The sequence below is a fragment of the Myxococcus sp. AB025B genome (genome assembly GCF_006518215.1).
In the GTDB taxonomy this organism is placed as follows: domain Bacteria; phylum Myxococcota; class Myxococcia; order Myxococcales; family Myxococcaceae; genus Myxococcus; species Myxococcus fulvus.
The window spans coordinates 1-13346 of record NZ_SRLW01000018.1; the positions used below are offsets into that span (position 1 = coordinate 1).

Here is a 13346-nt window from a genome sequence, read left to right on the forward strand (position 1 = left end):
GGTGTAGGCCCTCCACCCCTCTTGGGTGTACACCCGCGCCCCGCCCTGTTTGCTTCGGGCGCCCGGGGGTGTTTAGGAGAGAAGCCCCCCGCCGACGCCGCCCCACCGCCATGGCCCAGACGACGCGTTACGCCCATCCCTTCCTGCCCATCACCCGCGCCGACATGCAGGCGCGCGGCTGGGAACAGTGCGACATCATCATCGTGACGGGAGACGCGTACGTGGACCACCCGGCCTTCGGCCCGGTCCTCATCGCCCGCTTCCTGGAGGGCCGGGGCTTCAAGGTAGGCCTCATCCCCCAGCCCGACTGGCACTCGGCCGAGCCCTTCAAGGCCCTGGGCCCACCGCGCATGTTCTTCGGGGTCGCCGCCGGCAACCTCGACTCCATGCTCAACCGGCTCACCGCGCAGAAGAAGAACCGCTCCGCCGACCAGTACAGCCCCGGCGGCCGCACCAACTGCCGGCCCGACCGCGCCACCATCGTCTACGCCCAGCGCTGCCGCGAGGCCTACCCCGACGTCCCCATCGTCCTCGGCGGCATCGAGGCCAGCCTCCGCCGCATCGCCCACTTCGACTACTGGAGCGAGAAGGTCCGCCGCTCCATCCTCTTCGACGCCAAGGCCGACCTGCTCGTCTTCGGCATGGGCGAGCGCCCCATCATGGAGGTCGCCGACCGGATGCGAAACGGCGAGCGCATCCAGGACATCCGCGACGTGCGCGGCACCGCCTACCTCATCAACGACGAGGAGATGCGCGTCCACGAGGCGGACCCCGCCCGCCGCGCCGCCGACCGCAAGACCGTCGTCCTCCCACCCTACGAGGCCGTCGTCTCCGACAAGCAGGCCTTCGCGGTCATGAGCCGCGACTTCCAGATGGAGACCAACCCCGGCAACGCGCGCCCCCTCGCGCAGCGCCACGGCAACCGCGCCATCTTCATGAACGCCCCCGCCCTCCCGCTCGAGGACGGCGTGGGTGACACCACCGCCGGCAAGGCCACGGTGGCCATGGACGAGCTGTACGACCTGCCCTTCAACCGCGTCCCCCACCCCATCTACAAGAGCGAGGGCATCCCCGCGTATGAGACGGTGAAACACTCCATCGTCCTCATGCGCGGCTGCTTCGGCGGCTGCACCTTCTGCTCCATCACCGAGCACGAGGGCCGCGTCATCCAGAGCCGCTCCGCGGAGAGCGTCCTGCGCGAGGTGCGCGCCCTGCGCCGCATGGGTGACTTCCGCGGGACGATTACGGACCTCGGCGGCCCCACCGCCAACATGTACAAGCTCAAGTGCAAGAGCGAGGACATCGAGAAGCGCTGCCGCAAGCTGTCCTGCGTGCACCCGGGCGTGTGCGAGAACCTCCAGACGGACCACGGCCCGCTCATCAGCCTGATGAAGGACGTGCGCGAGGAGGACGGCGTCAAGCACGTCTTCATCGCCAGCGGCGTCCGGTACGACCTGGCCGAGCGCTCCCCCGAGTACGTCAAGGAGCTCGCCGCGCACCACGTGGGCGGCCAGCTCTCCGTGGCGCCCGAGCACGTCTCGCCGCGCGTGCTGGAGAAGATGAAGAAGCCCGGCATCGAGAGCTTCGAGCGCTTCCAGCAGATGTTCGCCTGCGCCAGCGAGGAGGCCGGCAAGGAGCAGTACGACATCCCCTACTTCATCAGCGGGCACCCGGGCTCCACCCTGGAGGACATGGTGGACCTGGCCTTGTGGCTGAAGAAGAACGGCAAGCGCCCCCGTCAGGTGCAGGACTTCATCCCCACCCCCATGGCCATGGCGACGGCCATGTACTTCACCGGCATCGACCCGCTGAAGATGGAGCCCGTCTACACGGCCCAGGGTCTGCGCGAGAAGCGCCTCCAGAAGGCGCTGCTGCTCTACTGGAACCCCGAGCACTGGCCCCTGGCCCGCGAGGCCCTGAAGCAGGCGGGCCGCGCGGACCTCATCGGCCGTGGCCCGCACGCGCTCGTCCCGCCGGAGACACCCGCCGAGGCCGCCCGACGTCAGCGCACCGAGGAGCGGGATGGGCGCGAGCTGGACGACGCGCCGCGTGAGTCCCAGGCCCCCGCGCCCCGAGGTCCGCGCCGTCCCGGTGGCCCACGCCCCCACGGCTCCAGGGCCCGCTGAGCGAAAAGCGGCCGTACAGCCGACCGTTTGAATAAACGGCGGTGACGTTCGTCGGGGGGCCACATGCTCCCCTTGATTGCCCTGTTGCTGTTGACCGCGGCGCCGCCGACGCCGCCCCAGGTCACGCCCGAGCCCAAGCCGCCCCCGGAACAGCCCAGACCCCAGTGCATCACCGCCCAGGGGCGCGAGCTGTGCGGCTTCCAGTGCAGGACCAGCGGCTCGAAGGCGGGCTGTGCCCAGACGCCCTATGGGACGTGTCAGGTCCTCCGCGACGAGGTCCACTGCTGGGACCCGCCACGGGTGGCCATCCAGCATCCGCCCCGCACGCCGGTGCGCCCCGAGTGCAAGGCGGTGCGCGGCAAGGTCGACTGCGGATTCAACTGCCGCATCTTCAATGGCGAGGTGGCGTGCAACTCCACGCCCTACGGGCTCTGCGATACGCACTTCGGCAGGCTGGTCTGCTGGGACCCGCCCGACAGCGTCATCCATGAGTACGCGCAGGCCATGCCCGCGGCCCGCTGCCTCAACGCCTCCGAGGCGATTGCGTGCGGCTTCGACTGCAAGGCCAGCCGCACGGAGGTGCGCTGCACCAACACGCCCCGCGGCGTCTGCACGCTGAACGACCAGCGACTCACCTGCTTCGACCCGCCCTCCCTCCTGCACTGCGACCACAGCAACCCGCCGCCGCCGCCCCACTGACGGCCCCGTCCCAAGCGGAGTGCTCGCCTCCTCGCTCGCGTGGCTACGAATCCCTGGGGCTCCACGCAGTCTCACGACGCGAGACAAAACCGGTGCGCACGCGCGCAGAGCTTGCACGCCCCGGTTGTGGCACCATTGACGTCGCATCCACTCCCGCGATGCGTGTCGTCTCACCATGCGCACCCCGTTTCTGTCTTCGTCGCGCCGACTCGCGAGCTTCGCGTTCATGGGGCTGTGCCTCGTGCTCGGCTGCACCCGCGCGCCCCCGCCGCCGCTCGGGCACGCGGCCTACGTGTGGCAGCGGGACTGGAGCCCGTCGCTCGTCGAGTCCCTCACGCGGATGCCCCCGGAGCTGGGCGCGCTGCGCGTGCTCGCCAGGGAGCGCTCCGGCGACACGCGCGCCCCCGTCTCCATCGCGGTGGATGTCGCGGCCCTCGCGAGGACGGGGCGCGACGTCGTGGCGGTGATGCGCGTGGATGGCACCGCGCCCCTCGACGGCATCTCCCTGGAGGAGGTCGCCGCCATCGCCCGGGACTGGAAGGCTCGCGGCGTGCGCGTACGAGGCGTGGAGCTGGACCATGACTGCGCCACCACCGCCCTGCCCGCGTACACGGACTGGCTCGCGCGTGAGCGGCGACTGCTCGGCGAGCTGTCCCTGTCCATCACCGCCCTGCCCACCTGGGCCGGCTCGCCCGAGCTGGAGCGCCTGACGGCCATCCCCGACGACGTCGTCGTCCAGGTGCACGCCATCCGCGCCCCCACCCTCTTCACCCCCGAGGAGGCGCGCGGCTTCATCGAGCGCTGGTCCCAGGCCACGCGCAAACCCTTCCACGTCGCGCTGCCCACCTACCGCGTGCGTCTGCGCGACGGCACGCCCCTGGTCTCCGAGCCTCGTGAGGTCTCGCGCTTCCTCGCGCAGCTGCGCGCGCGACCGGTGCAGGGCGTGAAGGGGCTCGTGTGGTTCCGCTGGGGCCACTCGGGGGACACGGAGGCCTGGAGCCCGTCCACGCTGACCGCCGTCCTCCGACAGGAGCCGCTGACGCTCCAGGTGGAGCCCCGGCTGGTGGACGCGGGCGGAGGCACGCTCGACATCGTCCTCGAGAACACCGGCCGCGTGGACGGCGAGGCCCCGGCCCGGCTCACCCTTTCTGGAAACCTGGAGGTCCTCGACGGCGTGGGCGGCTATGCCCCGCGGGGGAGCTCACTCGTGGCGCGCAAGCCTCCCCGCCTGCGCGCCGGCGAGCGACGCGTCGTCGGCTTCGTGCGGGGGAGCGAGGTGTCCCTTGTGGCTCCGTAGCCTGCTGTCCGCCGTGGTCATCCTGGTCTGCCTGACGCCCGTCCGCTCCGCGAAGGCCTGTGGCCCCGGCTTCCAGGAGCGCCTCCTCGCCGACCGCGCGCTCACGCTCGGCGAGCTTCCCGGTGGGCTCTTCGCGCTGGAGGCCCACCGGCTCCTGCCGAAGCCCTCGGACGTGTTCGCGGTGAACGAGTTCCCCGACGAGCCCCCCGACGCGCGTCAGGGCGGCGGGGCCCGGGAGACCGCGCTGTACGAGGCCGGCGCCAAGGCCTTCACCGCCGGAGACGCCGTGACGGCGCGGGCGCGCTTCCTCGAGGTGCTCGCGCTGCCCGCCGCGGAGCGACGCCGCTTCTCCACCTTCGCCGCGTACATGCTGGGCCGCAACGCGGGCGCCGGCTTCGAGGACGACGCGAAGCACGGCTTCGAGCTCACCCGCCGGCTGGTCCGCGAGGGCTTCGACGACCCGCTGGGTCTCGCGGTCTCCAGCCTGGGCATGCAGGCGCGCGTGCTGCTCCAGCGCGGCGACGACGTGGGCGCCATCCACCTGTACGCGGAGCAGGCCTCGCACGGCAGCGGGAGCGCGGAGGTGTCGCTGCTCTTCGTCGCGCGAGCCCTCGCGCGCAACCCCGAGCGCCTCCAGGTCGCGCTGAAGGACCCGCTGGCGCAGCGGCTCATGACCACCTTCGTGTGGACGCGCGGCCGCGAGTCCGCCTGGTCCGAGGAGCCCTCGGCCGGAGGGCTCGGCGCGGTGCTGGACGCGCTGGCCGCGGTGCCGGACCTCGCGGGCGCGGACCGGTTGGCCGCGGGCGCCTGGCGCGCGGGCCGCTTCGACCTGGCCGAGCGCTTCGTCGCCTCCGAGCAGACCCCGCTGGCCTCCTGGGTGAAGGCCAAGCTCGCGCTGCGCCGGGGCGACGCGTCCTCCGCGGAGACGTACCTGGCCGAGGCCGTGCGCGGGCTTCCCGAGCGCGAGTGGTGGCATGACTGGTACCTGGACGACACCAACCGCCCCCTGTGCCGCGCGGAGGGAGAGCGCGGCGTGCTCGCGCTGACACAGGGCCAGTTCACCCGCGCCGCCGAGCGACTGTGGGCGGGCTGCTCCTGGCCGGACGTCGCCTACGTCGCGGAGCGGACGTTGAGCCTGGAGGAGCTCCAGCGCTTCGCGGCCGCCCACCCGCGCACGGAGAAGTCCCACTGCGACCTGGTGCCAGAGTCGGAGCCGGAGTCACCCGACAGCGTCGGGGACGGCAACACGTCGCTCGGGATGCCCGAGCGGCTGCACCTGCTGCTCGCGCGGCGACTCCTGCGAGAGGGCCGGCACGACGAGGCCCTGGCGGCCTTCCGCGGCACGGCGATGGAGGACGCCTCGCGCCAGTACGTGGAGGCCCTGCGGCGCGCCGACAGCGCGTGGGACGACCTGGACCGGGCCGAGGCGCTCTTCGCGGCGGCCAGGCTCGCGCGCTCCGAGGGCATGCGCCTGCTGGGGACCGAGGCCGCGCCGGACTGGGGCTGGGTCGACGGCAACTACGACGTCTCCCGCTATGACCGGGATGACGAGGAAGGGGACGCCACCGAGGACGAGCAGCGGGCCCAGGCGATGTTCCCCCGCGCGTCGCTCATGGGCGCGGAGGAGCAGCGGCTCTCGGCCCTCCACGGCCCGCCCCTCACCGAGCGCTTCCACTACCGGCACGTGGCGGCGCGGCTGGCCCAGCGCGGCGCGGAGCTGCTGCCGCCGCGCAGTCAGGCCTACGCGATGATGCTGTGCCACGCCGCGCTCCACGTCGCCAACCGGGACCCGGCGATGTTCGAGCGCCTGTACCTGACGTACATCCGCAACGGCGCGCGCATCGACGACGTGCAGTGGTCCTTCGGGGCGTCGTGCCTGGAGCCGAACTTCGCGAAGGTCCGCGCCGAGCGCCCCTTCTACGCCCGGGCCCTGCCCCAGCGGCACCGGGTCAAGCTGATGGTCGGCGGGGGCCTGCTGCTGCCGACGGTGATGGGCTTCGCCTTCTTCCTGCGCCGCAGGCGCCGCGCCCCCTCCGCCTGAACCCGGCACTTCAGCGCGCGCGGAGGATGGCGCGCGCCGGAGCCCCGTCGCCCCCCGCGATTCGCAGCGGCAGACACACCAGCTCGTACGTCCCTTCGCGCACCTGGGACAAGTCGAGCCCCTCGATGATGCAGATGCCCGCGTCCAGCAGGGCGCGGTGCGTGGGTACGCCCTCGTCTGGACTGCCGATGGACAGGTAGTCGATGCCCACCGTGCGCACCCCCAGCTCCGCCAGGTAGCGCGCGCCCTCGAGCGACAGGTACACGAAGTCCGGCTGGAAGGGCTGGGAGGGCCACCGCCGCGAGGAGTTCGCCGTCTTGAAGAGCAGCCGCTCCCCCGGCTGGACTGCGTGCGCCTTCAGCTCCTCCACCTGGATGGCGCGCGCGTCGCGAATCTCCAGCACGCGGGCCACGCCCATCAGCCGGTCGAAGGACAGCGCGTCCACGCCCTCGGCGCCCTTGACGAAGTGCACGGGTGCGTCGACGTGGGTGCCCGAGTGCGCGCCGAAGGACAGGTCCGACACGTTGGCGTCGTCCCCCTTGTCCAAGTCCTGCGAGCGGGTGATGCGCACCTCGGGGTTGTCCGGCCAGTGCACCATGCCGTCGCGCAGCGGCACGGAGATGTCCACCCACGGCGACGCGGGGGCGGAGCGGCTCGTCTCGGCAGCGGTCTCCATGACTCTGAATCCTGGCCATCCCCCGCGCGCCGCGCCGACGGCCACGGGGCCCTGGTCCCCTGCTCGCCCCGAGGCCGGACGAGCCGCCACCCGCACCTCGCGAATAACGAGACAGCCGAAGGCGCGAAGGTCCGCGTCGAGCGTCCACGCAGGGACATCCGACCACCTTTTCTCCTCGGGAGGGGTCGGCTAGGGTGCGCCGCCCTTCACGGTTCACAGGAGCACAGAAGATGCCGAGGACGTCCCAGGAGCAGACCCAGGAGCGACACGCGTTCCTGCTCACCCTCTTCCGCCAGCAGCCGGACATCAGCAGCAAGGACGCGCTGGAGTCCTTCAAGACGAAGTTCGGGGCGACCATCAACCTGAAGACCTTCAACCAGCTTCGCGCGGAGGCCGAGGAGGAGGTGGCCGCCGCCGCCCCGGTGGTGGCCGAGGAGCCCGAGGCCGAGGTGGACAGCGCGCCCGAGCCCACCGTCGATGACGCCGCCCTGCAGCTCAAGGCCGCCGCCAACCCGGAGGCCCTCAACGGCGCCGCCGCCCCGGCCAAGAAGCCGAAGGCCAAGGGCAACGGCCCGAAGAACGTCTTCGTGGACGCGCCCAAGGAGCACCTGACCTTCCTGGAAGGCATCGTGCAGCAGCTCCAGGAGGCGGGCGCCGCCAACGTCCGCATCGACCACTCCACGGACCGCTGGATGGTCCTCGTGGTGGACGCGAAGTAGTCCCCCGACGTCCCGGGCTCCCCGTCGAGAACGTGGGGGCCCGGCGCGTCAGCGACGCAGGAGCGCCAGGGCGCGCTGGAAGTCCTCCGGAAGCGCGGCCTGGACTCGCACCAGCTCCCCGTTCAACGGGCCCGGCAGCTCCAGTTGGAATGCATGGAGCGCCTGTCGGCCCAGGGCCTTCGCCGCGGGGTGCTCACGGGCGGCCTCGGTGCCGTAGAGCGAGTCCCCCAACACCGGGAAGCCCGCCTCGGAGAGCTGCACGCGAATCTGGTGCGTGCGCCCCGTGTCCAGGTCCACCTCCAGGAGCGCGGCCCCCGCGAAGCGCTCGCGCACCTCGAAGGAGAGCGCCGCCCTGCGCGCGGAGTGCACCCGGGTGGTGAAGCGGCGCGGGTCCTTCGGGTCTCTCGTGTAGGGCCCCTCCAGGCGCCCCTGCTCCGGCGGGTGGCCCAGGACGAGCGTCCGGTAGCGCTTGTCCACCTGCTTCTGCTGGAAGGCGCGCAGGAGCGCCGCCGCCGCGGTGTCCGTGCGCGCGAAGGCCAGACACCCGCTGGTCTCCCGGTCCAACCGGTGCACCACGCCGGGCAGCGCCTGTCCCTCCACGTCGAAGGGTGGGCGCTGGCTCGCGAGCAGGTCCACCACGGAGGCCGCGCGCCCCTCGGGCTCCACCACGAGGCCGGGCGGCTTGTCGATGATGACCAGGGCCGCGTCGTCGTGGAGCACCGTCAGCGCGGGCCCCTCGACGGGCGGCCGCGTGGGGGCCTTGGGCTCGGGACGCTCCAGCTCCAGCTCCTCGCCGCCCCACAGCTTGCGCGTGGGCTGACACTTCTTGCCGCGGATGCGCACCCCGCCCGACGCGATGAGGGCGCGGGCGCGCTCCAGCGAGAAGCCGGGCACGTGCTTGGAGACGAAACGGTCCAGCCGCTCTCCCGCGACCTCATGCGGGACGAGGAGTTTCTGCTGCGCCATGTCCACCCCGTCCCTCATGCGCCGCGGGGAGTCAACGCCCACGTGGCGCCACCTACCCCTGGAGTCCCCCGGCGCTCCGCCCGCCGCGCGTGTCACACCCGGAAAAGCTCGCGATGTGACAGGCCGGGTCGCGGCTGACCAGCGAGGCCGATGACTTGTCATTCGTTGACTTTCAGACACGGAGCGTATGACAGTGTTTGTCCGGGCTCGAACCAGGCCCGCTCTGAGGGGGAGCTCATGGATTTGACGCACAGTCGCATCGCGACACGTCTCGCCGTTCTCGCAGGTTGCCTGTCTTTGCTGCCCGGGTGCCCGTGGGTCATCAAGCCCACGCCCAAGCCCAGGAGCATCGAGGAGCAGCGCGAGGTCGTGATGGCGGCCTTCCAGAAGCGTCCGCCTCACGAGGACTTCGTGATGCTGGACCTGGCCGATGACGACCAGTACGAGTACGCGCGCCACCGGCTCCAGGAGGCCGCCGCCGCGCAGGCCACCCAGGGCGGTCAGGACACGCCGGGGCCGACGGTGGCCCGCGACTTCGCGCGCGCGCTGAAGACACTGGAGATCGCCCGGGCCAAGGCGGTGCGGGGAGGCCCACGCCCCAAGCCCACCGACTGGGACTGCGACCACTTCATCCACGTGAACGACTCGCGCACGTTGGGCGGTGGCAAGGTGCAGCAGGCGGACAAGGCGCAGGACAACCGGCCCTCGTTGATCCTCAACCCCTACGCCACGTGCGCGGGTGGCGCGACGCACGTCTTCACGGACGTGACGGCGTACGACAGTGACTTGTCCGGCAAGAAGCTGACGGTGCTGGCCAAGAGCGCCAACGAGGAGCACAACGACGGCAAGACGTTCGACGACACGGCGGTGTCGGTGCGCCCGTCGATGGCGCCGGAGAGCAAGGTCGTCGTGGAGTCGCTGATGGTCGCGCACAACGACCAGACGGGCGAGGAGCACGTCTCGTTCGCGAGCCTGGACACGACGCTGACGCCCGAGCCGGTGAGCTTCACGATGGACCACCCGCGCTTCGCGAGCAACGAGCCCCGCTCGAACATCAACCTCACCACGTGCCAGCTGCGCGGCGGAGCGGACTGTGACTACGCCATGGTGACCAACGCCCAGGGCACGCTGGCGCCATACCCCCAGACCCCGGTGGGGCTGGCGCTGCGCAAGACGGGCAACCCCTGGACGGGAGACCCCGCGGCCTACTTCCCGTTCCAGACGGGGCAGACCTTCGACATCACCAACATCTACGTCCCCACGCAGCTCACGTTCGACGCGGGCGCGATGTCGCAGCCGTGCACCATCCAGGCGATGAAGAACGGCCCGACGACGACGCGGATGCGCCTCATCAAGACGGACTCGGGCGGCACCTGCACGACGCTCGCGGACCTGTCGGACCTGTTCACCATCAATGGGAAGACGGCGAGCATCCAGCGGCTGGTCAACCTCTCGCAGAACACCACGGCCAACGGTGGCACGGGCTGCACGATGGAGAAGATCGTCAACGAGCCCGTGGTGATGTCGATGACCCTCTACTCGATGGCGACGTGTGGCGGCGCCGCCGCGGTGCCGCGCCTGACGACCTTCACGAGCACGGCGCTGCCCACCAACCCCTTCAACCTCAACGTGCTCAACAGCTGCATGGCGGAGGGCACGAAGGTGACGCTCGCGGACGGGACGCGGGCCCCCATCGAGACGCTGAAGGTGGGCGACAAGGTCCGCGCCAACGCGAGCGGCCGGGTGCTGACGGTGCAGGACTTCATCTTCGGGCGGGAGCCCAAGCCGCTGGTGCGGCTGCGCGATGACCAGGGCCACGACGTGCGGCTGACCGAGAAGCACCCGGTGCTGCTCACCTCGGGGCTCGTGGTGCCCGCGGACAAGGTCCAGGTGAAGGACCAGGTGCGCACCGAGTCCGGCACGGCCTTCATCACCGCCACCGAGCGCGTGCCGTACGACGGCAAGGTCTACAACCTCAAGCTGGGCACGGCCGAGGAGCTCGAGTCGCTCGGCCCCAACGAGCGGACCCTGTTCGCCGATGGCGTGCTCGTGGGCGACGACACCATGCAGCGCGAGCTGACCTCGCCGCGCCGCGCGTCGGCCACGCCGTAGTCCACCCCCGACGTGCTGTGCCGCGCTGGGGGCGCCTCTTCGGCCATGACGGCCGGGTTGTCGCCCTCGGCGCGAGTCCTCGCCGAGCCCGTAAACGCGCTGGGAGCGCGCCTTCGCTCAAGCGTTTCGCCCTCGGCGTGAGTCCTCGCTGAGCCCGTAAACGCGCTGGGAGCGCGCCTTCGTTCAAGCGTGTCGCCGGAGGCCCAGGGCGCGCGAAGCGGAGGCAGCGGTGCTCCACCTTCGCCAGTGCGCGTCAGCCGAGGGCCGCGATTCGCGCCGCCGCCAGGATGGCCGCCGCGGTGCTCCTTCCCGAAGCCGCCGCGCCCTCCATGTAGCCCTGGGCTTCGTAGAACGAGCTGGTGTGCTCGCCCGCGAAGAACAGGTTGCCCACGGGAGGCGCCTCGTAGCCCGCGAGGCTCGTGAACTGTCCCGGGCCGTAGGCCGTGTAGCTGCCCAATGTGAAAGGGGAGCTCGGCCAGTGCTCCAGGTGCGCGAGGATGCGCCCGTCCACGCCGCGCTTCACCGCGCCGGCGGTGCCCGGCACCACCCGGTTCATCGCCGCCACGAAGCGCTCGGCCTCCAGCGCCACGTTGCCCGGGTCCATCGCCGCGCCGCGCTCTCCGCTCGCGTAGTCCGTCAGCACCGCGTCCCTGACCGTGGCCCGGCTCGGGTTCGTCTCCCACGTCGCCTGGTGGTGCATCAGGTCCGAGTACGTCGCGCCGCTGCCCCCGCCCGCGCGCCACACCGGCCCCTGGTAGCCCACCATCATCTTCGCATTGGTACCGTAGCCCAGCTCCTGGATGACCTTCGTCTTCCAGGGCGGCAGCCCCAGCGAGCCATCCAGCGCCACGCGCCGCAGGGTGGTGAAGGGCACGGCGAGCACCACGACGTCATAGGTCGCGGTGAAGCTCCAGGAGTCCCGCCGCAGCGACAGGGCCAGCGCTCCCGCGGGCGTCCTGCGTACGGCCTCCAGTCGCTCGCCCCAGCGGACCTGACCGGGCAGGCGCGCGGCCAGCTCGCGAGGAATCTGCTGATTGCCGCCGAGCAGCCGGTAGCGCTCGTCGCTCTCGCCATAGGGCTCGAAGCGGCGACACTGCTCCGTCCCAATCAGGAACAGCAGGTTGAGGCAGCTCAGCGTGTCCGCCGTCCGTCCATACTCCGCTTCGTACGCGGCGATGATGGCGGCCGATATCAGGGCCCCCGCGTCGCGGGACTCCAGATAGGTCATCAGGTCCATCACGTCGAAGGCGCGGTCCACGGGCGTATGTCGCGCGGCCGTGGGCGCGTCGGAGAGCCGTGACAGGTCCTGGCGGATGGCGGCGATGAGCGGGCAGTACTCCGCCAGGATGGCGGACTCCGCGTACCGCTGGCCTCCGAAGAAGTACGTCACCTCGCCGTGGAACCGCGCGAGGTCCTCTCGCTCCAGATGGAACTGGCGCGCGTAGCCCAGCATCGTCGTGTGTCCGGAGTCGATGAACTCCCCACCCCGCTCCACGACCTGTCCCGGGAACGTGATGGGTCCGCCGAACGCGCCGCCCATCGAGTACACCCGGCCGCCGGTGCGCTCACTCGCCTCGTGCACCGTGGCGATGACGCCCGCGCGCCGCAGCTCGTAGGCACACGCGAGCCCGGCGAGCCCCGCGCCGATGATTCCCACCCGCGGCGTCGGGAGCGCATGCGCCTCCTGCGCCCGCGCGCTCCCGACGGCGAGCCCCAGTCCCAGGGCCGTCAGCCCCTTCAACACGGAGCGACGGTCCACGCCGCGCCGGGCCTCGGACGGCAGGGTGACCTCGCGTCGCGAGGTGGAAGCGGCGAGCGCCTTCCGGGTGGTCTGGCGGAATGAATCGAAGAGCGCGGTGCGGGGCATGCGGGGCTCCAGGAGGTGCGAGGACGACCGCCCTCTCCTTCCGGAGCCCGCCTTCTGGCGCAGCGCCGACCTCCGGCGTGCCCTTCACCGGACACCCCGAATGTGAAGCAGCGCGCCCTTTTCCGACGCGCCCAACCCCGCTAAAGCCGCCCGCACGCAGACAGCCTCATGCCCAGGGGAGCAGGACCCATGCTTTGCAGAATCGCCGACCGCCAGGTGCCTTGTTCGTGGCTGTACTTCCACGAATTCGACTACGGGCGCGGGCATCCGACGTTGCCTGTCGTCGCTGATGAAATCTCCGTGGATGCGGAGACCTTCGTCGCGAGCCTGGCGTCCTCCTCATCACCCTGAGTGGCCAGGCCATCGCCATCCCCCGCGCGACAGCCACGTCCTCATGACCCGGCGTGGCTCGCGCGCCCCACCCCGCGTCGGCCTTCCGCGTTGCGCCAGCCCGTGTCGCGGTGAGGCCGCCCACCGTTGAGCCGGTGCTTCGACTTGCGCCGCAGGAAGCTGCTCGCATCCGCGCGGCGGTAACAGGTGAGGAGGCGCTCGTCGTCACTCACCAACACAATCCAGCCACGCGCCTGCCGCGCGAGGGACGAGTCGCGCAGGGCCCGCGAGAGGTCTCGCTCCAGCACCGTGACGTGCGTCGCTCCCGCCGCGCGGACCCGCAGGCCGTAGTCGAGGATGAAGTCCAGGACCTCCTGACGCAGCATCCCGCGCGCGCTGTGCTCCAGGAACGTGAAGGTGGGGAGAGTCGGGCGGGAACTGGACGGGCGACACCGGGCCATGGGGCTTCCTCCTGTTGCCTCCCCTCCTCTTCACATGCCGTTCCAAGCCACC

General features: G+C 71.4%; 11 protein-coding genes. 7 read left to right on the forward strand and 4 right to left on the reverse strand.

The window, feature by feature from the left end:
• Positions 1-110 precede the first annotated feature (110 nt).
• The 4 genes from FL311_RS04835 (at position 111) to FL311_RS04850 (ending at position 6163) form a co-directional block, all read left to right on the forward strand.
• Positions 111-2126: a YgiQ family radical SAM protein gene (locus tag FL311_RS04835; protein ID WP_141323773.1), complete on the forward strand. Its 2016-nt coding sequence runs from the start codon at positions 111-113 to the stop codon at positions 2124-2126.
• Positions 2127-2189: 63 nt separating this feature from the next.
• Positions 2190-2825: a hypothetical protein gene (locus tag FL311_RS04840; protein WP_141323774.1), complete on the forward strand. Its 636-nt coding sequence runs from the start codon at positions 2190-2192 to the stop codon at positions 2823-2825.
• Positions 2826-3000: 175 nt separating this feature from the next.
• Complete coding sequence (locus FL311_RS04845; protein WP_141323775.1) at positions 3001-4122, forward strand: DUF3142 domain-containing protein; 1122 nt, start codon at positions 3001-3003, stop codon at positions 4120-4122.
• A complete protein-coding gene (locus tag FL311_RS04850; RefSeq protein WP_141323776.1) occupies positions 4109-6163 on the forward strand; it encodes a hypothetical protein in 2055 nt (684 codons plus the stop codon). Before FL311_RS04845 ends, FL311_RS04850 begins: the two co-directional genes overlap by 14 nt.
• A gap of 10 nt (positions 6164-6173) precedes the next feature.
• Here the strand turns inward: FL311_RS04850 and FL311_RS04855 are convergent, their stop codons facing one another.
• Positions 6174-6839 (reverse strand): cyclase family protein, encoded by a 666-nt coding sequence (locus FL311_RS04855; RefSeq protein ID WP_141323777.1) that lies wholly within the window; start codon positions 6837-6839, stop codon positions 6174-6176.
• A 230-nt stretch (positions 6840-7069) separates the two neighbouring features.
• On the opposite strand from FL311_RS04855, the gene FL311_RS04860 reads away from it, so the two are divergent.
• Entirely contained in the window at positions 7070-7558 is a 489-nt protein-coding gene (locus tag FL311_RS04860; RefSeq protein WP_141323778.1) for a hypothetical protein, read from the forward strand.
• Between the two features lie 48 nt (positions 7559-7606).
• Here the strand turns inward: FL311_RS04860 and FL311_RS04865 are convergent, their stop codons facing one another.
• A complete protein-coding gene (locus FL311_RS04865) occupies positions 7607-8524 on the reverse strand; it encodes an RluA family pseudouridine synthase (protein WP_141323779.1) in 918 nt (305 codons plus the stop codon).
• Between the two features lie 297 nt (positions 8525-8821).
• Between FL311_RS04865 and FL311_RS04870 the strand changes: the two genes are divergently transcribed.
• Complete coding sequence (locus FL311_RS04870; RefSeq protein ID WP_141323780.1) at positions 8822-10636, forward strand: Hint domain-containing protein; 1815 nt, start codon at positions 8822-8824, stop codon at positions 10634-10636.
• 253 nt (positions 10637-10889) lie between these two features.
• On the opposite strand, the gene FL311_RS04875 is transcribed toward FL311_RS04870, so the two are convergent.
• Entirely contained in the window at positions 10890-12503 is a 1614-nt protein-coding gene (locus tag FL311_RS04875; RefSeq protein ID WP_194869057.1) for an FAD-dependent oxidoreductase, read from the reverse strand.
• 189 nt (positions 12504-12692) lie between these two features.
• Between FL311_RS04875 and FL311_RS04880 the strand changes: the two genes are divergently transcribed.
• A complete protein-coding gene (locus FL311_RS04880) occupies positions 12693-12854 on the forward strand; it encodes a hypothetical protein (RefSeq protein ID WP_153882666.1) in 162 nt (53 codons plus the stop codon).
• Between the two features lie 41 nt (positions 12855-12895).
• On the opposite strand, the gene FL311_RS04885 is transcribed toward FL311_RS04880, so the two are convergent.
• Complete coding sequence (locus tag FL311_RS04885) at positions 12896-13294, reverse strand: hypothetical protein (RefSeq protein WP_223781881.1); 399 nt, start codon at positions 13292-13294, stop codon at positions 12896-12898.
• Positions 13295-13346: the final 52 nt, after the last annotated feature.

Excerpts from the sequence above, each read along its gene's own strand:
- FL311_RS04885 (WP_223781881.1), bottom strand. The coding sequence starts at position 13,294 with ATGGCCCGGTGTCGCCCGTCCAGTTCCCGCCCGACTCTCCCCACCTTC.
- FL311_RS04880 (WP_153882666.1), top strand. The coding sequence starts at position 12,693 with ATGCTTTGCAGAATCGCCGACCGCCAGGTGCCTTGTTCGTGGCTGTAC.
- FL311_RS04840 (WP_141323774.1), top strand. The coding sequence starts at position 2,190 with ATGCTCCCCTTGATTGCCCTGTTGCTGTTGACCGCGGCGCCGCCGACG.
- FL311_RS04875 (WP_194869057.1), bottom strand. The coding sequence starts at position 12,503 with ATGCCCCGCACCGCGCTCTTCGATTCATTCCGCCAGACCACCCGGAAG.
- FL311_RS04855 (WP_141323777.1), bottom strand. The coding sequence starts at position 6,839 with ATGGAGACCGCTGCCGAGACGAGCCGCTCCGCCCCCGCGTCGCCGTGG.
- FL311_RS04865 (WP_141323779.1), bottom strand. The coding sequence starts at position 8,524 with ATGGCGCAGCAGAAACTCCTCGTCCCGCATGAGGTCGCGGGAGAGCGG.
- FL311_RS04845 (WP_141323775.1), top strand. The coding sequence starts at position 3,001 with ATGCGCACCCCGTTTCTGTCTTCGTCGCGCCGACTCGCGAGCTTCGCG.
- FL311_RS04835 (WP_141323773.1), top strand. The coding sequence starts at position 111 with ATGGCCCAGACGACGCGTTACGCCCATCCCTTCCTGCCCATCACCCGC.
- FL311_RS04860 (WP_141323778.1), top strand. The coding sequence starts at position 7,070 with ATGCCGAGGACGTCCCAGGAGCAGACCCAGGAGCGACACGCGTTCCTG.